We start from the raw sequence: 20379 nt of genomic DNA, 5'->3' as shown, positions 1-20379 counted from the left end.
CCTAGCGAGCTGCGCCGACCGGGCGGCTGGTGTGCGGTTCGGGCTCCGGGGCGCCGTCGATCTTGAGGACGCGCAGGTTGCGGAGGCGGTCGGGCGCGATGGGCATCAAGAGATCGGAGAAACGGCGGATCAGCAGCCAGGTGACGATCGCCAGCCCGGCGGCGGTGAGGTCGGTGATCGCGACGAGGACCACGCTGTCGGCCATCGCCTGGACGCCGGGGCGGAGCCGCCAGATAATCGTCACGGCGAGCAGGATCCAGTTCACCAGCCAGGCGCCCCACCAGGCCAACACGAGCCGCGACGGTTTCGGGCGGGCGTCTCGCGGACGGCGCAGCACAGCGTGCTCCAGCTCGCCGACGACCGACAGCGCGAGCGGCAGGTTCGCCACCGGCACCAGCACCCCCACGAGCACCTGCCAGACGGGGCGTGGCGGGTCGTCGCCGGATTCGTCGGCGGCGGCGTGGCGCGCGACGAGCAGCCACCAGACCGAAAGGCCCGCCGGCAGCAGCGACAGGATCGTGGTGAGCAGCCCCGCCGTGACGACGATGGCGTCGGAGTATGCGACGACGGACGTGTTCAACGCGGAATCGCGGCTCTGGACCAGCAGGATGTAGCGCCAGATCTCCGAGCCCGCGGCGACGACCGCGAGCACCGCGAACGTCCACAGGATCGTGCCAAGGCTCCGCGCCAGGACGGGCACCCGGTCGATGGGCCGCACCTCGCCGGACGCCGTGCCGGGCACGGCCGTCGGGCGGCGCCACACGAGGTTCGGGAAGCCCCAGCGCGGGGGCACGGGGTACGACGGCGGCCCGCTGTACGGCTCGGCCGCCACCGACCGCCGCCGCGGCCAAGCCCCCGGCGGCGGCGATGCCACCCAGCGCAAGCGCGCCCGCTGCGACCTCGCCGGCAGGTGCCCGGAGGAATACGGATCGGCCCGTGGCCTCGCGGCCGGCTGGCGGTAGACGGGCTGGTGAGGCGCCGAGGTGAACGGCACCGGACGCGCGACGGGGGCACCGGCATACGCAGGTTGCACGGGGTAGCCGGGCGCGCCGGGGTGACCGACTGCGGCGGCAGGGTAGCCGGGCGCCGCAGAGGGGTCACCGAGGGGACCTTGGGCTGACGCGGAGTTGTAGGCGGGCGCGGCCGCGTTGCCGGGATGGGCGGGGTAACCGGACGCTGGGGTGTACCCGGACGCGGCGGTTACCTGCGCGGGGGTGTATCCGGAGGCCGCCGCAACTTGCGCGGGGGTGTATTCGGTTGCGGCGGTTACCTGCGCGGAGGTATGGCCGGAGGCCGCGGCAACTTGCGCGGGAGCATGGCCGGAAGCGGCGGCAACCGGTGCGGAGGTATAGCCGGAGGCGGCGGATACCTGCGCAGGGTGCATCGCCGGGGAGGTGCCCGGGTGCTGGCCCGGCAAACCCGACTGGCCTAGCGAGGCCGGCCGGACTGGCGCAACCGGGAGGGCTGGATCGCCGAGCTGGCCGACGGACTGTTGTCCCAGCCGGTCGGAAGCCGGGGCAGGTCGGTCGGGAGAACCGGCAGGGGCTGGACTGGCGGCAGCAGGGTCGCCAGCAGTCGGAGCGGGCTGGCCCGCCGCAGCGCCAGCGGAGCCAGCAACCGCGGCAGGGCCGCCAGCAGCTAAAGCAGACTGGCCCGCCGCACTGCCAGCGGAGCCAGCAACCTCGGCAGCGCCCGGGTCACCGGCAGCCAAAGCAGACTGACCCGACGAACCGGCACCGGAGCCAGCGACAGCACCGGCAGCAGCACTTCCAACGGCAACACCAGCGCTGTCACCAGCACCACCATCGCCGCCAGAAGCATCAGCAGCACCGTCAATCCCACCAGTACCAGCAGCCCCACCGTCACCGGTAGCCGAGCTGTCCGGCGACCGCGGGTCCGGCCGGTGGCTCTGACGGGCCGGGTCCGGAGCGGTCGGGTCGGAGCCGGGGTTGGGGGGCTGGGCTGGGTGCATACGTCAGAGGACTTCGGGGGTTGCGTTGGGGAGGTCGGTGGTCATGGGGCGGCCTTCGTTGGCCCAGGAGCCCATGCCGCCGGCGACGTTGACGGCGTCCCAGCCGGTGGCGTTGAGCCAGGCGGCCGCGCGGGCGGAGCGGCCGCCGCTGCGGCAGATCACGTACAGGGGCTGGTCGTCGGGGAGTTCGGCGAGTTCATTGACTCGCGTGGGCAGTTCGCCGAGCGGGATGTGTTTGGCGCCGGGGGCGTGGCCGGCGGCCCATTCGTCGTCCTCGCGGACGTCGAGGAGGGTCACGTCGTCCTTCGGCAGGTCGCGGACCTCGGCGGTCGGCAGTTCAGCAGGGCTCACCACGGTTCCATGCTGCCATGTCGCGGCGTTGCGCGCGTGTGAGGAGGCGGAAATCAGTGCAGCTCGGCGTCGGCGCGGATGCGGCCGGCCAGTGGGTCCAGGCGGCGGGCGGCGTAGCGGACGTACAGCCAGGTGATCAGGAACGTCGACACGAACTGCAGCAGCCCCATCACCAGCCCGACCGTCACCTCGCCCCACAGCCGGACGCTCATGAACCCGTGCGCGTACGCCGCCAGCAGCACATACAGCAGGTACCAGCCGAGAAACAGCGCCGCCATCGGGAACACGAACGCCCGCACCTGACGGCGGAGCAGGGTGAACTCGGGGCTCGCCTGGATCTGCGTCCAGTCCGGCTCGGTGTCCTCATCCGGCATGAGGAGATTTTCCGCCCCGGACGGCCGAACCCGCCTGGTCGCATCAGGTGAATCCGGCGCTACTTGCGGTGACGCCCCCGCGCGGCCCTGGTCTTGTCCTCCGCCTGGCCGAACCGGGCGACGGCGCGGTCCTGCATCAGGCCGAGCGGGTCCGGGGCGTGCAGCCGCAGCATGATGTCGTTGACCAGCTCCGGGCGTCCGTACCGGGTCACCCGGCTCACCAGGTACGTCGTCAGGAACGCCGCCGGCACGGTGATCAGCGCCGGCTGGATCGTGTACCAGGGCGCCCAGTTGCCGGTGTACTCGCTCGCGATGTTGATGCCCAGCGCGGCCAGCACCAGGCCGCCGCCGACCACCATCCCGGCGAGCGCGCCCGGCCAGCTGAGCTTGCGCCACCAGACGCCGAGCAGCAGCAGCGGGCTGAACGTCGACGCGGCGAGCGCGAACGTCATCCCGATCGACAGCGAGATGTCCTCCGTGCGCAGCACGAACACCAGCGCCAGCGGGCACACCGCGACCAGCGCCGTGCCGAGCCGGAAGTCCTTGACCCGCCCCGGAAACAGGTCCGTCGACACCACACCGGACACGCTCACCAGCAGCCCCGAGGAGCTGGACAGGAACGCCGCGAACGCGCCCGCCGCCACCACCGCCGCGAGGATCTGGCCGGGCACGCCGGGCAGCATCGCGGTGGGCAGCATCAGCACCGCCGCGTCGGCGTTGCCGGTGACGAGCAGCTGCGGCACGTACATCCGCGACAGCGCGCCCAGCATCGTCGGGAACAGGTAGAACAAGCCCAGCAACAGCAAGACGTGCACGGTGGTGCGGCGCGCGGCCTTGCCGTCCGGGTTGGTGTAGAAGCGGACCAGCACGTGCGGCAGGCCCATGGTGCCGAGGAACAGCGCGAAGATCAGCGAGTACGTCTGCAGCAGGTCGGTGAGGTTGCCCGACGCCGGGTGCAGCCAGGCGTCGTTCGACGCGGGCGCGGCGCTGATCACCGGCACCGGGGTGCCCGCCGCGAACTCCAGCGTGGTGCCCTCGGAGACCTTGTGCGGGATCAGCGGCGACCAGCGCGCCACGCCGCCCGCCGGGCCGTCGTCGATGCGGCCGTAGGCGTGGAAGTACGTCTCCGTGGTGACCTTCACGGTGACGTCGGTCTGCACCGAGACCTTGGTGTCCGCGGTGAACACCGGCGGTGCGGGCGCGCCGAGCGAGCGCACGCCGCCGGGGCCGCCGCCGGAGAAGAAGACCAGGCACAGCACGAACGTCGGCACCGCGATCGCGAACAGCTTGAGCCAGTACTGGAACGCCTGCACCACGGTGATCGCGCGCATGCCGCCCGCCATCACGTTGACCGCGACCAGCACCGTCACCAGCACCGCGCCCACCCACATCGGCACGGGCAGGATCGAGGCGAGCGTCAGCCCGGCGCCCTGCAGCTGCGGGACCATGTACAGGATCCCGATGAACATCACGAACGCCGTCGAGAACCGGCGCAGGCCCTTCGAGCCCAGCCGCGCTTCGACGAAGTCCGGCAGCGTGTACGCGCCCGAGCGGCGCAGCGGCGCGGCGACGAACAGCATCAGCGCGAGGTACCCGGCGGTGAAGCCGATCGGGTACCAGGTCGCGTCGGCGCCCTCCTTCAGCACGATCCCGGCGACGCCGAGGAACGACGCCGCCGACAGGTACTCGCCCGAGACGGCCGCGGCGTTGCGCCGCGAGCGCACCGTGCGGCGGGCGACCAGGAAGTCGTGGGTGGTGGTGGCCGAACGCGAGGAGCGGTGCCCGAGGTAGTAGGTCGCCAAAGCGACCAGCACGACGCCGGTCAAGGCCCACGGGTTCAGCTGCACGGCTCGAATCCTCGCACGTGCGCGTGGTCCGGTCATGCCCGCTACCGGGGCTTTCCGGTCCCTGCGCTCAGTTTTCGATCATGTCGACGAAGTCGCGTTCGTGCCGTTCGGCCAACCGGTTGTACCAGAGGCCGACGACGAACAGGAACGGGAACGGCAGCACTCCCAGCAGCAGCCACGGGATCGGGATGCCGATCACGGTGAACCGCGCGAACGACGGCAGCGCGTAGAACAGCACCGGCAGCGAGCCGAGCACCAAGAGCACGAACAGCGAGAACAGCACCGAGGTCCGCAGCTGAACCTTCACCAGGTCGCGGACCAGCAGCTTCCCCCAGCTGGTCTGCTCCTCCAGCTCCATCCGCGCCTGCATCCGGCCGGACGACGCGCGGGAGTCCGCGAGGACCACCCGCGTGCGCTTCGGCCGTTCGTGGGCGGGCTCGGCCGGGCGCAGCGGCTCGGGCGCGGACGGCACCGACTCGACGACCGCGCGGTCGTCGGGTTTTCGGCCCAGCGTCGGGTCCGGTTTGCGGACGCCGTTCGCCAGCCGGTGGTAGGGGTCTTCGGACGAGGTCACGGTCGGGGGCTAGCCGCCCCGGCCGGAGCCGACCAGCCGGTCCTTCAACGCGCGGGTGTGGCGCCGGCTGACCGGCAGCACCTTCTCCTCGTTGCCGATCACGACCTGGTAGCCGCCTTGCCCCATGCGCAGCTCCGTGATCAGCGGCAGCGCGACCAGGAACGACCGGTGGATGCGGACGAACCCGGCTTTCTCCCAGCGTTCCTCGAGCTGGGCGAGCGGGATGCGGACCAGGTGGCTGCCCTCGGTGGTGAACAGCCGGGCGTAGTCGCCCTGCGCCTCCACCCAGCGGACCGACGAGCGCGGGATCAGCTTCGTGGTGCCCGCGAGCTCGACGGGGATCACCTCGTCGTCGTTCTTCACCGGCTCGCCCTGGCCCGGACCGGGCGGCGGCGCGGCGGCCGCGGTCAGCTTCTCGCGCACACGCGAGACCGCGCGGTCGAGCCGGTCCTGCTGGAACGGCTTGAGCACGTAGTCGACGGCGCCGAGGTCGAACGCGTTCACGGCCTCTTCGGCGTGGCCGGTGACGAACACCAGCACCGGCGACGGGGTCATCGCCGTGATCACCCGGGACATCTCCATGCCGGACAATCCGGGCATGTCGATGTCGGCGAACACGGCGTCGACGGTCGGGCGGCCCATTGCGCGCCGGGCCACCAGCTCCGGGTCGTCGTGCGAGAACAGGCGCAGCGCGTCGGAGGCGTCCAGCGCCTTGAAGACCCGGGCGACGTGCTGGTTGTTCTCGAGACGTTCGGTCAGCATGTCCAGGCCGTTTGGCTCGTCGTCCACCGCCAGGACGATGAGCTTCCGGGTGTCGTCGTGAGCACTCACAGTGAATCGCATCCTGCCCATTGCCGAGTGCAATGTCCAGTCCCGCCTCGGGCTTCTGCCCCGAAGTGGTCGGCGGACGACCCCTTTGCCGGAAAGCGCGGTCACGCGTCCGGCACGGTCACAGGGCCAACAGGGTTACCCCGAGTGCGCGCAGGTATCCGGCGATTCCGGGCAGTGCGCGCAGATGCGGGGTCCGGCTCACGTCGTTGAGCACGGTCAGCACGGCCTGGACGCGTACGCGCGCTTCCTGCGGCCCCATCCCGGGGCGCGTTTCGCGCAGCAGCCGCACCCACGCGGCGATGTAGTCGTGCTGCGCCTGCCTCATCCGGTGCCGCTCGGGTTCGGGCGCGACCTCCGCCACGAGCACCTCGACCACGGCGTGGTGGGTCAGGGAATAGCCGGCGTACGAGCCGAGAAGCTCCCCTAACGCAGCGTCCGGCGAAGGCTTCTCGAGCGCCTTCGTGAGCCCGAGGTCGAGCTGCTCGGCACCGTCGAGCATTGCGGTGAGCAGCAGCTCGCGCTTGCTCGCGAAGTGGTGGTAGATGCTCGGCCCGGCGATGCCCGCGGCCGCGGCGATCTCCTCGATCGCGACGCCGTCGAACCCGCGCTCGGCGAACAGCCGGATCGCGGCGTCGAGCAGCAGCTCGCGGCGGGATTCCGGGTCCGGCGCGGACTCGGCCGGGGTCGCCACGGCCGGCGCCGCGGCCAGGTCCACGTCGGCCACGGCCGTCACCACCGCCCGCAGCAGGGCCACGTACTCCGGCCGCGGCAGCTCCACCCGCTGGAACGAGACGCTCATCAGCGCGCCGAGCACGGTCCACGCCAGCAGGTCCGCGTGTTCGGCCGTCAGCTCTCGCCGCCGGTCGCGCAGGGTGGCCGCGAGCCAAACGGCCAGCCCGACGAGCGGCGCGACCAGCTTCTCCTGCTCTTCCGGGTCCAAGTGCCGGCACTCGCGCTGCCACAAGACGCCGAGGCCGCGGTGGTCGAGGACGGCGTCGGCGAGCGCGGCGCAGACGTCGGCCGAGCCGTCGACCGCCGCGCCGATGGTGGAGAACGCGTCCAGCACCACGGCCCCGAGCAGCTCCTGCTTGCCGCGGAAGTGCCGGTACAGCGCGGATGGCCCAATCGCGACGGCCTCGGCGATGTCGCTCATCGCCACCCGCGAGTAGCCGTCGCGGACGAACAGGTCACCGGCCGCCGCGATGATCAGCTCGCGGCGGTTGCGTGGCCGGGTGCCCCTCGGGGGCGACGTCGGCGCGGCCATGGTTCTCCTTCAGTTCACCTGTTCGCGCTCGCCCCAGTGCTGCCGGCGCAACTCCCGCTTGAGGATCTTGCCCGCGCCCGACATGGGCAGCGCCTCGGCGAACTCGAAGCTACGCGGCACCTTGTACCCGGCGATCGCGTCCCGGCAGAAGTCGCGCAGCCCGGCCTCGTCGGCCTGCAGCCCGTCCAGCAGCACGACCACGGCGTGCACCCGCTCGCCCCACCGGTCGTCGGGCACGCCGATCACCGCGCACGCGGCCACCGACGGGTGCTTGGCCAACGCGTTCTCCACCTCGGCGGAGTACACGTTCTCGCCGCCGGAGACGATCATGTCCTTGATCCGGTCGACCACGAAGACGTAGCCGTTCTCGTCCATGTAGCCGCCGTCGCCGGTGTGCATCCAGCCGCCGCGCAACGCGGTCGCCGTCTCCTCGGGACGGTTCCAGTAACCGAGCATCACGTGGTCGCCTCGGCTGACCACCTCGCCGACGGTGTGGCGCGGCACCTCGTTGTCGTCCGGGTCGACGATGCGCACCTCGGCGTGCGGCGCGGCCCGCCCGGCGGACCGGCGCAGCGACGGGTTCTCGTGGTCGGCGGGCAGCAGCAGCGTGGCGACGGGAGAAAGCTCCGTCATCCCGTACGCCTGAGTGAACTCCGCGCCCGGGAACGTCTTGCGCGCGCGTTCCAGCACCGCCTCGGAGATCGGCGACGCGCCGTAGACCACGTGTTTCAACGACGACAGGTCGAACTTCGGCACGTCGGGGTGGTCCACCAGCAGCTGGATCATGGTCGGCACCAGCAGCGCGTCGGTGATCTGCTCGCGGCTGACGGCCTCGAGCACGCCGGTCGGGGTGAACGACGGGACCATCACCTGCGTCGCGCCGACCAGCTGGCCCGAGGCCCACGACGCGCCGTCGGCCAGGTGGAACATCGGCGCGGAGTGCAGCAGCCGCCCGCCCGGGGTGTGGAACGTGCCGGTGGCGAGGCTGCCGATCGCGGAGGTGAACAGGTTGCGGTGGCTGAGCATCACGCCCTTGGGGGTGCCCGTGGTGCCGCCGGTGTAGTAGACGCCGAGCAGTTCGTCGCCGCCGCGCCGGGCGTCCTCGATGGGATCGGAGGAGGCGATCAGCTCCTCGTAGGAGAGCAGCCCCCCGGGCGCGGCGCCGTCGCCGAGATGGACCACTGTGGACAGTCCGGGGAACTTCTCCCGCAGCGACGGGATCATCGGGACGAAGGTGTCATCCACGAGCAGGATCCGCGTGTCGGACTCCTCCAGGGCGTACGCGATCTCGGCGGCGCTCCACCGGACGTTCACCGGGTTCAGCACCGCGTCCGCCCACGGCGTGGCCAGCAGGTATTCGTGGTAGCGGTCCGAATTGAGGGCGAGGATCGCGACGCGGTCGCCGGAGCCGACGCCCAGCCCGCGTAACGCGCCGGCCAGGCGGGCCACGCGGTCCGCCGACTCCGCGACCGTGCGCACCCGGTCGCCGAACACGGTCATCGGCCGGTCCGGGCCCTGCTGCAGGGCCCGGTGCAGCGTCTGCGTGAGGTACATGGCCGCTCCTTTGCGGTTCAGAACCCTCAATGGCGGCAACGGTTTCCCTCACCGGCCCTAGCGTTGATTCACATAGGCTAGCGCTAATTCACTTAAGGCGGCAAGGGCCACCGGCTCCCCGGCCTCGGCAGAGCCGGGGAAGCCGGAACAGCCTCAGAGGCCGAAGCGGGACCAGGCGGCCTTGGTGGTCACGGCGTCGAGCAGCGCGGACGCCGCGGCGGGCGCGCCGATGCCGAGCCGCGCGAGCAGCGGCTTTTTCGGCTCTGCCACGGAAATCTCGGCGTCCGGGTACCGCTCGCCGATGATCTGGCGCAGCGAGCCGAGCCCGTCGATCAGGCCGAGGTCCAGCGCCTTCTGGCCGAGCCAGACATCACCGGTGAACAGGTCCTCGGCGCCGTCCAGCCGGGCGCCGCGGCGCTCCTTGACCCAGTCGACGAACAGCTCGTGGAGCTGGCCGTGCATCTTCTTCAGCCACTCGACGTCCTCGGGCTTCTCCGGGCTGAACGGGTCGAGCCGCGACTTGTTCGCGCCCGCCGTGTGCAGCCGGCGCTCGATGCCGAAGCGCTCGAGCAGCCCGGTGAAGCCGAACCCGCCGCTGATCACGCCGATGGAACCGACCATCGACGTGCGGTGCGCGAAGATCTCGTCGGCCGCGCAGGCCAGCCAGTAACCACCGGACGCCGCGACGTCCTCGGCGAAGGCGAGCACCGGCACGTTCTTCTCGTCCGCGAGCTGGCGGATCCGCTCCGCGACCAGCCCGGACTGCGTCGGCGCACCGCCCGGTGAATTGATCAGCAGCGCCACGGCCTTCAGCCGGTCGTAGCCGAACGCCCTGGTCAGCGCCGTCTCGACGGTGGCGAGGTTGATCGAGCCACGCGCCAGCGGCGAGGGCGAAGGCGTGATCACACCGTGCAGCTTCACCACGGCGACGACGTCCTTGCGCTCACCCCGGTCACCGAGCACGGGCAGGCGGGAAGTCAGCTTGTCGGTAACGCTCATCCCACCAGGCTAGCCACCTCAGACCGCGGGCAGCATTCCCGAGCGCGACCCGTTCACGCCGTTGTGCTCGACGGAGTCGTCCTCTTCGGGCCCGCCCTGCGGCGGCACGTCGGCCGAATAGTCCGGCATGTTCGGGCGGACGCCGAGCTTGAACTTGGGCACCCGCAGCGTCACCTTCATGCCCGCGCCGGGCGCGGTGTCGACGGTGAGCGCGTAGTCCTCGCCGAAGACCTGGCGCATGCGCTGGTTGATGTTGCCGAGGCCGACGTGGGCGCCGGTGCGGTGCGCGTTCTTCAGGTCGGTGAGCTGGCGCGGGTCCATGCCGATGCCGTCGTCCTCGACGCTGATCAGCGCCTCCATGCCGTAGTCCTGCGCGATCACGGTGACGCAGCCGCCGCTCGGCTTGCTCGCCAGGCCGTGCTTCACGGCGTTCTCCACCAGTGGCTGGATGATCAGGAACGGCACGACGACGCTCAGCACCTCGGGCGCGATCTTCATCCGGACCTCGAGCCGGCCGCCGAAGCGGGCGTTCTCGATGGTCAGGTAACGGTCGATGTTGCGCAGCTCCTCGGCCAGCGTGGTGTACATGCCGGAGGTGCGGAACGAGTAACGCGTGAAGTCCGCGAAGTCCTGCAGCAGCTCCCGCGCCTCTTCGGGGTCGGTGCGGATCAGCGCGGAAATCGTGTTCAGCGCGTTGTAGACGAAGTGCGGCGAGATCTGCGCGCGCAGGGCCTTGATCTCGGCCTGCTGCAGCTGGTTCCGGGACTCTTCCAGGCGCGCCAGCTCGAACTGCGTGCAGACGAACTGCCCGACGGCCTCGGCCATCTGCACGAGCTTGCCCCGCGTGCGCCCGACCACGATCAGCGTCGCCTCGGCCTCGCCCTCGACCAGTATCGGCACGATCGCGGCGGTTTTCATCTTGCAGGTGCCGCGGTGGTTGCACGGCATCTTGTTGTGGTCGGCGACGGCGCGGCGGTGCTTGCGCAGCGCGGTGCCGATGTCCTCGACCAGGTCGAAGTAGTGCTCGGTGGCCTCGCCCGCCCAGGAGAGCAACGTGCCTTCACTGTCGGTGATGCCCACGGCGAGGCAGTCGAGCACCTCGAGCAGCTCCGCCGTCATCCGGTTGGCGGCCTCTTCGTCGAGCCCGGCGCGCAGGTTCGGCGTCGCCTTCGACATGCGGTGCACGGCCTGCAGCACGGCGTCCTGGATCTCGCCCTTCGGCCGGCGCACGCGGAACAGCAGCACCAGGGCCACGACCGCCAGCACGCCGGCGAGGGCCCACGGGACAACCTGCTCGTACGGGAAGGCGGACACGACGTCCATGCTCTGCGCTCGACCGACCGGGTGCAAGGCCTGCTCCCCACTTTCTGTCCGGATCTGACGACCGAGGGTGGGCAGATCGTACCGATCCCCGACCGGGTGACGCAGGCTCAGCCCGAGCGGTGGACCCGCTTCCACCACGACTGCTTCGGCCGGGCCGGACCGGTGATCTCAGGTGGAGATTCGGCGGCGGCCGACCCGGCGTTACTTGAGCAGCCGCGACATCCGGCGGTCCGCGAGCGGCTTCCCGCCCGTCTGGCAGGTCGGGCAGTACTGGAAGGACTTGTCGGCGAAGGAGATCTCGCGGATGGTGTCGCCGCAGACCGGGCAGGGCAGGCCGGTGCGGGCGTGCACCCGCAGGCCCGAGCGCTTCTCTCCCTTGAGCCGGGCCGCCTTCTGGCCCACCGAGCGTTCGACGGCGTCGCTCTCGATGTCGTGGATGGCTGCGGCCAGCGTCTCCAGCGCGCCCTCGTCGAGCTTGCCGACCGTGGCGTACGGCGAGAGCTTGGCCTTGTGCATGATCTCGTCGGAGTAGGCGTTGCCGATGCCCGCGATCAGCGACTGGTCGGTGAGCGCCCACTTCAGCCGCGTGCCCTTGCCCGCGAACAGCTCGCGCAGCTGGGACGCGTCGATCGCAAGCGCGTCCGGACCGAGCCGCGCGACGCTCGCCACCTCGCCCGGGTCCTTGACCACCCACACGGCCAGGCCTTTCTTCGTGCCGGCCTCGGTGAGGTCGAACCCCGGCCCGGTCGCCGACTCCAGGTGCACCCGCAGCGAGATCGGCCCCTTGCCCGGCTTCAACGGTGTCGGCGCCAGCTGGTCCGACCAGCGCAGCCAGCCCGCGCGCGCCAGGTGGACGATCAGGTGCAGGTCGCCGAGGACCACGTCGAGGTGCTTGCCGTGCCGCGTCGCGCCGGTGATCTCGCGGCCGTGCAGATCGGTGTACGGCGGCATCGCCGTCTTCAACACGCTGAGCGACGCGACGTCGAGCCGGAACACGGTGGCGCCCACGGCGTTCTCACGCAGGTGATGAGCCAGTGCTTCGACCTCGGGCAACTCGGGCATGGCACCAGTCTCTCCCGCGGCGGCCGTTCGAGCCAGGCCTGACCAGCGGTATTCGACGGAGCCCTATTCGACCGGGTGCAGCGGCCCTTCGAAGTCCGGCAGCGAGTGCTTCTGGATCGTCTTCGAGATCCGCTTGACCTCGCCGGTCACCGTGAACATGCCCCGGATCGTGCCGACCCAGCGCTCCGACGGCCGGTCGCCGCTGATGTCGCCCTCGGTCTCGGCGACCACGGTCCACGGCCGGCGCAGGATCCAGCGCAGCGGGAAGAACAGCAGGATCAGCACCAGTGCCAGGAACACCCAGGCCGGGACGCGGACCTGTTCCGGCGTCCACACCACCAGCACCACGGCGAGGAACGCGGTCACCACGATCATCGCGATCCCCGGGCCGTAGGTGCCCGCGACATCGTGTTCGAAATCGTCCGCCGTGACCGGCGCACGCCATTCCATCTGGGCACGGACCACCCAGTCGCGACCGTCCTCGCCGCGCACCAGCCGGTTCATCCTGTTGCCTCCCGGGCGACGCTCGAACTCAGGCAACGCTACCGTGACGAGGCCTTGCGGCGCGAGGCGGTCACGTAGCGTGGCGAGAGGTTTGCCCGGTTACCGCTGCTCAGGGGGTCGCGGACGAATCGGAATCGGCCGAATCGGTGACGTCCTCCGAGGTGGTGCTTCCCGAGGTCTGGGAACTCGCCACCTGTTCCGACCGCCACGAAGACGTCTTCCCGGTGCCCGAAGAGTCCGAGGAGCCCGCTGACTGCGCGGACTTCGCCGGTGCCGAGTCCGCGTCCGAGGTCGAAGCGCCGGTGGGCGTCGGCGTGGTCGTCACCGACGGCGGCTCGTAGGTCGGCGGCAGGTAGTCCGACGGCGGCGGCGCGTACGTGCTGTCCAGCGTCGGGTTGGTGCCGCAGCTCGGATCGGTCGAGGTGGAGGACATCTCCGGCTGGGTGTCCACCCGCGAGTCGGTCGAGCTTTCGGTGCTCAGCGTGGAGTTCACGGTGGAGTTCGAGCTGCCGGGCAAGTCGTCCCGCGGTGAGCCGCCGGACGGCGACTGGCCGACAGCCGACGACGACCCGATCCCGCCGGGCAGGTTCGGCACGGCATTGGCGCCCAGCTCGGCCCCGGCCGCGCCGTGGTAGCCGGCCGAATGCTGGTGCTGCGGCCGGGCCGTGCCCTGCAACTCGCCGGTGACGATCCGCGGACCCTGCTGGACCTGCGGCGGCGGCTGGACGCGCGACGCGGGCGGCTGCAGCGCCAGCTCCGGCGCGCCACCGCCCAGTCCGACGTTCTGCGTGGGGTGCGTGCCGAAGACCACCGGGCCGGCGGTCACCCCGACCACCCCGGCGGCGGCCGCCGAGACCAGCGCGAGGCCGACCTTCACCTTGGAACCGAACAACACGCTCTTCACGGTCGCCGCCAGCCCGGCCGTGCCGCCGACCCCACCGGCCAGCGCGGGCAGGGCCAGGATCAGCACGCCGGCGTGCGCACGCAGCGAGGAGCAGACGTCACGCAGCTCGTCCTGCGTCGCGCGGCAAGAAGGACAGCCCAGCAGGTGGGCCTTGATCCGCTCGGCCTCGGCGCCGGTGACGCTGCCGGCGGTGAACCCGCCCAGCTTCTCCACGACCGCACGGCACGAGTCCGGCCCCTGGTTCACCGAAAGGTGCGCCTGGAGGTACGCCGCGCGCAGGCCTTGCCGGGCGCGGCGGGCCAGCGCCGCCGTCGCGTTCGCGCTCAGCCCGAAGTGCGGGGCGACCATGGCGGGCTGCTCGCCCTCGACCTCGGTCTGCCACAGCACCGTCCGCCAACGCTCGGGCAGGCTGGTGAACGCCGTGGTGATCAGGCTGTGCTCCGCGGTGCGCGCATGGGTGTCGGCACCGGCGCCGGCGCGGAACGTCAGCTCGTCGTCAGTGACCGGGACGTCGCGGCGCGCACCGTGCCACTCCCACGACACCCGCCGGGCGACGGTCAACAGGTAGGCCCGCACGTAGTCGCGCGGACCCGAGCCACGGCGCAATGCCTGCAGCACACGGAAAAAAGTCTCGGCCGTGATGTCTTCGGCCTCGGAGCGATCGGCCGCGAGGCTCTGCGCCAGTCTGCGCACCGCGGCCGCGTGGAGCTCGAACAGCTCTCCGAACGCGGCGTCCTCGCCGCTGCGGAGCCGCTGCAACAGTGCCTGTTCGTCGGATTCCGAGGCCGCTGGTGGCGGCGCCGTGCCCAGCTCGGTCATCCGGCAAGGCACCTCCTCCCCCGAAGGATTCACCGTTCGGTCGAATGGGGACACCATACGGAGGGAAAAGCCCGTCGTCACCCCTTGTACGCCCGATGTGACACCGAAGCACCGGGTCGAGTCACCCCGATCCGCAGGCCGGGCCCCCTGAAAGTGGCGCGAGCCCGACGTATAGAGTGTTCCCAACACCGAGCAAGCAGCGGTGCATGCGGATGTAGCGCAGCTGGTAGCGCATCACCTTGCCAAGGTGAGGGTCGCGGGTTCGAATCCCGTCATCCGCTCAGGACCGAAGGGCCTGTGTTCGCAGAATGCGCGAACACAGGCCCTTCGCCATATCTCCCGGGGGCCGAGCCCCCGGACCCCGACGGTGCGGACGGTGCTGAACCAGCACGGGTGAGATCGGCTGCCGCCGACCGGCCGATACTGCTGGGCCGAGCGCCGAATTTTGGGTTGCGGCGTTTAGTGGTCTGAACCATTCGCGGATGGGTTCACACTCTGTGACACACTCTGTGAGAGGAGTCACATGCGTACGAAGAAGGTTTTGGTGGCCATGGCGGGAGCGCTCGCGCTTCCGCTGGTGTGGACCGGCGTCGCATGGGGGCACGGGTATACGACGGCGCCGCCGAGCCGGGCGTACAACTGCTCGATCGGCGCCGTCGGCGATTGCGGCGACATCCAGTACGAACCGCAGAGCACGGAGGGGCCCAAGGGGTTTCCTGAAGCCGGGCCCGCGGACGGCCAGATCTGCTCGGCCGGCATCAGCAGATTCGCGCAGCTCGACGACATGCGCGGCGGCACCTGGCCGACGTCGCAGCTGACCAGCGGCGGCACCTACACGTTCAAGTGGACACTGACCGCCGCCCACGCCACGACGTCGTTCCGCTACTTCGTCACCAAGGACGGCTGGGACCCGACCGCGCCGCTCACCCGGGCGCAGCTCGACCTCACCCCGTTCCTCACCGTGCCCTACAACGGGCAGCAGCCGCCGACGAGCGTGGCGCACACCGGAACGCTGCCCTCGGGCAAGTCGGGACGGCACATGATCGTCGGCGTCTGGGACATCGCGGACACCGGCAACGCCTTCTACCAATGCGCGGACGTCACGTTCTGACCGCGCCCGCCGACCGGCCGGTTCCTCGGGATCGGCCGGTTCGGCGGATGTCTTCACCGTGTGTTCCCTGTTCGTTCTTCGCGGACCCTTTCCCGTGACCGAAGCGCAACGAGGGTGACTGCCATGACCGAACTGACTCGCCGTCGTAGCACGTTGTGCTGCTGATGCAGGAGAACCGGTCGTTCGACCACTACTTCGGGACGCTGTCCGGCAGCCAGAACCCGGCCGGCTACGCGCTGCCGTTCCACCTCGACACCCACGCGCAGAAGATCCCGTCCACCTCCCACGCCTGGCAGGTGCAGCACGACGCGCTCAACGGCGGCAAGATGGACAACTGGCTGCCGGCGCACCGCAAGGCCGACGGCAAGAACGGCCCGTACGTGATGGGCTACCACACCCGCGCGGACCTGCCGTTCCAGTTCGCGCTGGCGGAGGCGTTCACGGTCTGCGACGCCTACCGCTGCTCGGTGCTCGGCCCGACCTGGCCGAACCGGATGATGTGGATGACCGGCACGATCGACCCGGACGGCGAGCACGGCGCCCGCCGATTCGCCGCTCGCGGTGAACGGCCTGACCCACCGTCCCGAGGGCCAGTTCGAGTACGACGCGCGCAACGACAAGCTGCCGACGGTGTCGTGGATCATCTGCACCTCGACCGCCTCGGAGCACCCGGACTACACGCCCGCCGAGGGCGCGGCGTTCGTGGCGTCGAAGATCGACGCGATCGCGTCCAACCCGGAGGTGTGGGCGAAGACCGCGTTCATCCTCAACTACGACGAGAACGAGGCCTGTTCGACCACGTCATCCCGCCGGTCCCGGCGCCGGGCACGCCGCACGAGTTCGCGACCTTGACCTCGCCTGGCGACACCTTGGGCAACGGCCTGTCCGTCGGCGTGCAGCGAGACCTTCGACCACACGTCGACGCTCCAGTTCCTGGAGAAGGTGACGGGCGTGGCCGAGCCCAACATCTCGGACTGGCGCCGCCGTACCTTCGGCGACCTCACGTCGGCCTTCCGCTTCGACGACCACAAGGCCCAGTCGCCGACCCTGCCGGACACGAGCGGCCCGCTCACGCTTTGTCTGTCCCGCTACGAGGCGGCGAACCTGCCGGCCCCGACCTTCCCCGGCACGAACCAGCAGCCGCCGCGCCAGGAGCCCGGTCACCGGCCACAGACGCCGAAGCACCACTAGCTTCCGGCGTTTGCGGGGGCCCGCGGCCGGTCAGAGTTCGTAGACGTCCAGGACCGTCGGCGCGACCGGCGTCAGGTGGGTGTCGGGGTGCTCGGTGACCTGGCCGCGGGCCATGCGGAAGACGCGGAACTCGTTGTCGTGCTCGGGATCCTGGTCGTCCCAGACGTGCAGGAGGCCGTACGAGCCGGGCGCGAGCTCGCCGACGCGGGAGAAGGTCTTCAGCAGTTCGGGGGCGATCCCGCCGCCGTGCTTGTCGAAGCCGCCGAGGTGGAGCATCGGCAGGCCGGCGCTCCAGCGCAGGTCGACCAGGTCGAGCGCGTGGCTGTCGCGGATGGCGCGGTGGACCCGCTCGATGAGACGCTCGAGCAGCGCCGCGTCGTCGTCGCCGCTTGTGGTGGCGGCGATGGTCACCCAGCCGTGGTATTCGAACACCCGCAGAAGGTAGCAGCGCCGCTAGCTGCGCCAATGCTCCGGTGCGCCGGGTCCGCACCCGCGCCGGCGCACTTGATCTTCGAGCCGGCCCGGGTGCTCAGCGCGCCAGTGCGCTGGGCGAGCCGTCGCGGCGCAGGACGTTGGTCAGCACGCCTTCGCCGTGGCGTTCCACCGCGGGGAGGAGCTTTTCGCCGAACGCGCAGAGGGTGCGCTCCCACGGGTGGCCGAGGGTGCCGTAACTGAAGTCCTCGGCGAGGAACAGGTGGTAGTCGCCGCGCGGGAAGACCGGCACCGGCCAGGCGGCGCCCTCGGCCATCCGGTGCGGCCAGAACTTGAACGACTGGTGCTGCCAGTGCAGAACCCACAGCCAGTCGTCCGGGCCGACGGAATCCTTCAGCGCCGCCAGTACGATCCTGGCGATCTCCGGCTCGTCGACCGTGTACGGGCCGAGCCGGAACTCCGCCGACCCGCGGTCGTAATCACCTGCCGAAAGGTCCCAGGTCCGCGACGGCGCGGGCTCGCGGAAGCCGGGCCAGTCGTGCGCGAAGGTGCTCGGCCAGAAGCCGAGCTTGTTGTAGACCCAGTACCAGGCGGGCTCGTCGGCCACTCGCGAGAGCGGCTCCCAGGCTGCTGCGTTCACTTATTCGACCTCGGGGTTATCGGCCGGGATGAAGACTGCGGGAAAGCTTCGTGTCCGACGCCCCGAATGTCCAGTCCAGCCAGGCCCGCCGCGAATCCGTCACCCGACCGGGTGCGTTCTTTCGCAGTGGCCGTGGGCAGCCGATCTTCGCCACGGAGCGTTCGAACAGTGACGGTACGTGGTCGCGCTCCGTGAGCGACCCGGCGGGCGCCCAGGGCGTACGGGTGAATCCCCCGCACGCCCCGGGTGAAGCTCAGCTCACGCGGCCTCCCACAGCGTCATGAACGCCGACGCCTCGCTGCGCGCCCACGGCCGCAGCCGCTCGCGGTCGCGCGCAGTGAGCGTGAACTCCTTGGCCCGGCGGACATCCACGACCAGCGGCTCCCCGCCCGGCAGGACGTCCGGCATGCCCTGGTCCAGCAGCCACAGGGCGAGCTGCGCGGCGTCGCGGCTCAGCGGCTCCTCCTTGAAGTACAGCCAGGTGGCGTACCGGTGGCCGTTGCTCTTGCGCAGGCCGAGCTGCGGGCTGACGCCCACCTCCAGCTCGCCGAGCGGGATCCGCGCCCGCCCGACCTCGACCAGCCTGGGGTCGCGGCGGCCGAGGTAGCGCAGCCAGCCCTCGGCGATGGCGGTGTAGTGCGGGCGCGTGCGGTCGTCGGCGTTGTGGACCAGCGAGCGCATCGCCACCTCGTCCTGCCTCGCGGCGCGGCCGGCCCGGACGGCGTTCGCCGCCCGCCGGTAGTAGTTGAACGCGGCCCGCGCCGGGTCCTCGTACAACTTCCGCTGGCGGCGCACGAACGACGAGCGCGAGGGCCCCGAACTCGCGCTGTACCCGACGAACGTGGGCAGGGTGATGTAGGCCGATCCTGCAACGGGCATGGCAGCCGCCTTCCGGTCCGAACGCCTCGGTGTTCCTCGACGCCGCCCGTGGCTTGGGCGGCGTCTCCCCTGGACTCTGCCAATTTTAGAACATGTGTACGACAGTTTTTGCGTCTCAACGGGTGACGGGCGGCCACGGTCCCGCGAGCACGAGCCGGGCCTGTTCGAGGATCTGCTGCTCGCAGAAGCTGACCGGCGTGACGTCGGTGGGAATCCAGGCGTCGAGCATCGCGAACCAGCGGACGAGTTCGCGAAGTACACCCGGATAGCCCAACAGCCGGTCGAACTCCACGACCGGCCCGCTGGACTTGGCGGGTGTCGCCTCGCCGCGCACCATCGCGCCGAGGCTCTCGCCGAGCAGCTGCCAACGCGCCGCCGTGGCGTCGGCCGGCAGCTCGATGCCCAGCTCGTGGACGACCCGGGCGAACACGTCCGGCGCGTCGGCGTCGTCCCGGCCGAGCCCGGCGAGCTCCGGCAGCGAGGGCGAGTCCACTCCCTCGACCAGCGCGCGGCCCCCGGCGTCGACCAGGTCACCGGAGTACACGGCCCGGCCGGCGAGCCGGTCAACGGCCAGGGCGGCGAGCTCACCGCGAGCGGACGACATACACCGATCCTACGGAGCGGACCCCACCCTGGACGTAGCGCGATGCACGCGCCATGATCTCGCCCGAGAAGTCGATCAAACCGGAACCTCCGCAGGCCCGGGGGCATGAAACACTATCGCCCGAACCGGTGGCAGGGGGTTGCTTGATGAGCTGGCAGGAAGAACTCCGCCGACTGGACGCCGATCTGTCGGCCGGCCGGATCGGCCACGCCGAACACCGTCGCAAGCGGGAAGAGCTCCTGGCGGAAGCCTCCGGCGGCGGCACGGCCTCCCCGGTCGCCTCCCCACTGCGGCCCGCAGGCCCCGGCAACGCCGGTCCCGGCAACGCCGGCGTATGGCCCATCGCCCAGCCGGCCGCGGGGCGGTGGAAAGGCGAGCCGCCCGTGCGGTGGGCGAGTGGACCGAGTGGTTCCGGTGGGCAGGGTGGTTCCGCTGGGGCGGGTGGCCCCGCCGGGCAAGGTGGGCCGAGTGGTCCGGGCGCGTCGAGTGGTTCCGGTGGGCAAGGTGGACCGAGCGGTGCGGGGCAGGGTGACTCCGCCGAGCCGGGCCACTGGGCCGACGGTTCCGACACAACCGACTCGATGCCGTCCCCGGGCCGAAGCGAGGCCAACCAGATGACCGGAGCGGAAAGCACTGCAAGCGCGACCAGTGCCTCCACCACGGCAAGCGCGAACGACACCGCCGACACCTCCAGCGCGGCAGCCGCAGCGGGGACGGCGGCAGGTGCATCCGGCACCGCCGACACGCCTGGCACGGCGAGCACGCCTGGCACCTCCGACGCACCCGAGCTGCCTGGCGCATCCAACGTCTCTGGCACCCCCGGCGCGTCGCCTGACCTGTCCGGCGCCCCTGACAGGGCGAACGCGCCTGGCACGGCGAGCGCGGCAGGTGCGGCGGCTGCGCCTGGCACAGCAGGTGCGGCGGCGGCCGCAGACACGCCTGGCACGGCGGGCACGGCAGGTGCGACAGGCACGGCAGGTGCGCCTGGCACAGCGGGTGCGGCAGGTGCGACAGGCACAGCAGGTGCGACGGCTGCGGCAGGCACGGCAGCGGCGGGCGCGGGCGCGGCAGGTGCGAGTGCGGCGGCAGGCACAGCGGGCGCGGCGGGCGCGGGTGCGGCGGGCGCGGGCGCGGCAGGTGCGAG

21 protein-coding genes, 1 tRNA gene and 1 pseudogene are annotated in these 20379 nt (G+C 71.1%); 5 read left to right on the top strand and 18 right to left on the bottom strand.

All coding sequences use genetic code 11. The annotated features are described in order from the left end of the window. Position 1: 1 nt before the first annotated feature. The 14 genes from BMY97_RS26580 to BMY97_RS26515 form a co-directional block, all read right to left on the bottom strand. Complete coding sequence (locus BMY97_RS26580) at positions 2-910, bottom strand: DUF4328 domain-containing protein (RefSeq protein ID WP_342744056.1); 909 nt, start codon at positions 908-910, stop codon at positions 2-4. Between the two features lie 728 nt (positions 911-1638). After that, on the bottom strand, positions 1639-1866 hold the full coding sequence (locus tag BMY97_RS26575) for a hypothetical protein (RefSeq protein WP_091621308.1): 228 nt from the start codon (positions 1864-1866) through the stop codon (positions 1639-1641). Between the two features lie 109 nt (positions 1867-1975). After that, on the bottom strand, positions 1976-2326 hold the full coding sequence (locus tag BMY97_RS26570; RefSeq protein WP_091621305.1) for a rhodanese-like domain-containing protein: 351 nt from the start codon (positions 2324-2326) through the stop codon (positions 1976-1978). A gap of 50 nt (positions 2327-2376) precedes the next feature. After that, positions 2377-2697: a DUF485 domain-containing protein gene (locus BMY97_RS26565; protein WP_091621303.1), complete on the bottom strand. Its 321-nt coding sequence runs from the start codon at positions 2695-2697 to the stop codon at positions 2377-2379. Between the two features lie 59 nt (positions 2698-2756). Next, a complete protein-coding gene (locus tag BMY97_RS26560; protein WP_091621300.1) occupies positions 2757-4544 on the bottom strand; it encodes a sodium/solute symporter in 1788 nt (595 codons plus the stop codon). Positions 4545-4611: 67 nt separating this feature from the next. Continuing rightward, a complete protein-coding gene (locus BMY97_RS26555; protein WP_091621298.1) occupies positions 4612-5118 on the bottom strand; it encodes a hypothetical protein in 507 nt (168 codons plus the stop codon). A 9-nt stretch (positions 5119-5127) separates the two neighbouring features. Further along, the gene (locus BMY97_RS26550) at positions 5128-5961 is read right to left on the bottom strand and encodes a LytR/AlgR family response regulator transcription factor (protein ID WP_177231563.1); all 834 of its coding nucleotides are present in this window, start codon (positions 5959-5961) and stop codon (positions 5128-5130) included. Positions 5962-6067: 106 nt separating this feature from the next. After that, entirely contained in the window at positions 6068-7213 is a 1146-nt protein-coding gene (locus BMY97_RS26545) for a TetR/AcrR family transcriptional regulator (RefSeq protein ID WP_091621295.1), read from the bottom strand. A 9-nt stretch (positions 7214-7222) separates the two neighbouring features. After that, on the bottom strand, positions 7223-8767 hold the full coding sequence (locus BMY97_RS26540; RefSeq protein ID WP_091621293.1) for a long-chain-fatty-acid--CoA ligase: 1545 nt from the start codon (positions 8765-8767) through the stop codon (positions 7223-7225). Positions 8768-8920: 153 nt separating this feature from the next. Then, on the bottom strand, positions 8921-9766 hold the full coding sequence (locus BMY97_RS26535) for a S49 family peptidase (RefSeq protein ID WP_091621291.1): 846 nt from the start codon (positions 9764-9766) through the stop codon (positions 8921-8923). Between the two features lie 18 nt (positions 9767-9784). Next, the gene (locus BMY97_RS26530; protein ID WP_091621290.1) at positions 9785-11089 is read right to left on the bottom strand and encodes a sensor histidine kinase; all 1305 of its coding nucleotides are present in this window, start codon (positions 11087-11089) and stop codon (positions 9785-9787) included. A gap of 201 nt (positions 11090-11290) precedes the next feature. Then, positions 11291-12151 carry an Fpg/Nei family DNA glycosylase gene (locus tag BMY97_RS26525; RefSeq protein ID WP_091621288.1) on the bottom strand — a complete coding sequence of 287 codons (861 nt, stop codon included), beginning with the start codon at positions 12149-12151 and terminating at the stop codon, positions 11291-11293. A gap of 63 nt (positions 12152-12214) precedes the next feature. Beyond that, entirely contained in the window at positions 12215-12655 is a 441-nt protein-coding gene (locus BMY97_RS26520; protein WP_091621287.1) for a DUF983 domain-containing protein, read from the bottom strand. A 109-nt stretch (positions 12656-12764) separates the two neighbouring features. Then, positions 12765-14378 carry a sigma-70 family RNA polymerase sigma factor gene (locus BMY97_RS26515; RefSeq protein ID WP_091621285.1) on the bottom strand — a complete coding sequence of 538 codons (1614 nt, stop codon included), beginning with the start codon at positions 14376-14378 and terminating at the stop codon, positions 12765-12767. Positions 14379-14586: 208 nt separating this feature from the next. On the opposite strand from BMY97_RS26515, the gene BMY97_RS26510 reads away from it, so the two are divergent. The 5 genes and pseudogenes from BMY97_RS26510 (at position 14587) to BMY97_RS47840 (ending at position 16680) form a co-directional block, all read left to right on the top strand. Next, positions 14587-14659 (top strand) — tRNA-Gly (locus BMY97_RS26510). 242 nt (positions 14660-14901) lie between these two features. After that, complete coding sequence (locus BMY97_RS26505) at positions 14902-15489, top strand: lytic polysaccharide monooxygenase auxiliary activity family 9 protein (protein ID WP_091621284.1); 588 nt, start codon at positions 14902-14904, stop codon at positions 15487-15489. A gap of 164 nt (positions 15490-15653) precedes the next feature. Beyond that, a pseudogene (locus tag BMY97_RS47850) lies at positions 15654-15983 on the top strand (alkaline phosphatase family protein); the annotation flags it as partial. 67 nt (positions 15984-16050) lie between these two features. Then, positions 16051-16341, top strand: a complete 291-nt coding sequence (locus BMY97_RS47845; protein WP_218156893.1) for an alkaline phosphatase family protein — start codon at positions 16051-16053, stop codon at positions 16339-16341. A gap of 99 nt (positions 16342-16440) precedes the next feature. Continuing rightward, a complete protein-coding gene (locus BMY97_RS47840) occupies positions 16441-16680 on the top strand; it encodes a hypothetical protein (protein WP_218156892.1) in 240 nt (79 codons plus the stop codon). Positions 16681-16710: 30 nt separating this feature from the next. Here the strand turns inward: BMY97_RS47840 and BMY97_RS26495 are convergent, their stop codons facing one another. From BMY97_RS26495 to BMY97_RS26480, 4 genes are all read right to left on the bottom strand, one after another. Then, a complete protein-coding gene (locus BMY97_RS26495; protein WP_091621282.1) occupies positions 16711-17112 on the bottom strand; it encodes an immunity 7 family protein in 402 nt (133 codons plus the stop codon). Positions 17113-17209: 97 nt separating this feature from the next. Then, complete coding sequence (locus BMY97_RS26490) at positions 17210-17752, bottom strand: DUF2716 domain-containing protein (RefSeq protein WP_177231562.1); 543 nt, start codon at positions 17750-17752, stop codon at positions 17210-17212. A 258-nt stretch (positions 17753-18010) separates the two neighbouring features. Further along, positions 18011-18631 carry a hypothetical protein gene (locus tag BMY97_RS26485; RefSeq protein WP_091621278.1) on the bottom strand — a complete coding sequence of 207 codons (621 nt, stop codon included), beginning with the start codon at positions 18629-18631 and terminating at the stop codon, positions 18011-18013. 115 nt (positions 18632-18746) lie between these two features. Further along, positions 18747-19235 (bottom strand): hypothetical protein, encoded by a 489-nt coding sequence (locus tag BMY97_RS26480; RefSeq protein ID WP_091621277.1) that lies wholly within the window; start codon positions 19233-19235, stop codon positions 18747-18749. Positions 19236-20379: the final 1144 nt, after the last annotated feature.

Source organism: Amycolatopsis saalfeldensis, from assembly GCF_900110575.1.
Lineage (GTDB): Bacteria > Actinomycetota > Actinomycetes > Mycobacteriales > Pseudonocardiaceae > Amycolatopsis > Amycolatopsis saalfeldensis.
This window is presented reverse-complemented; position numbering and strand designations above follow the sequence as displayed.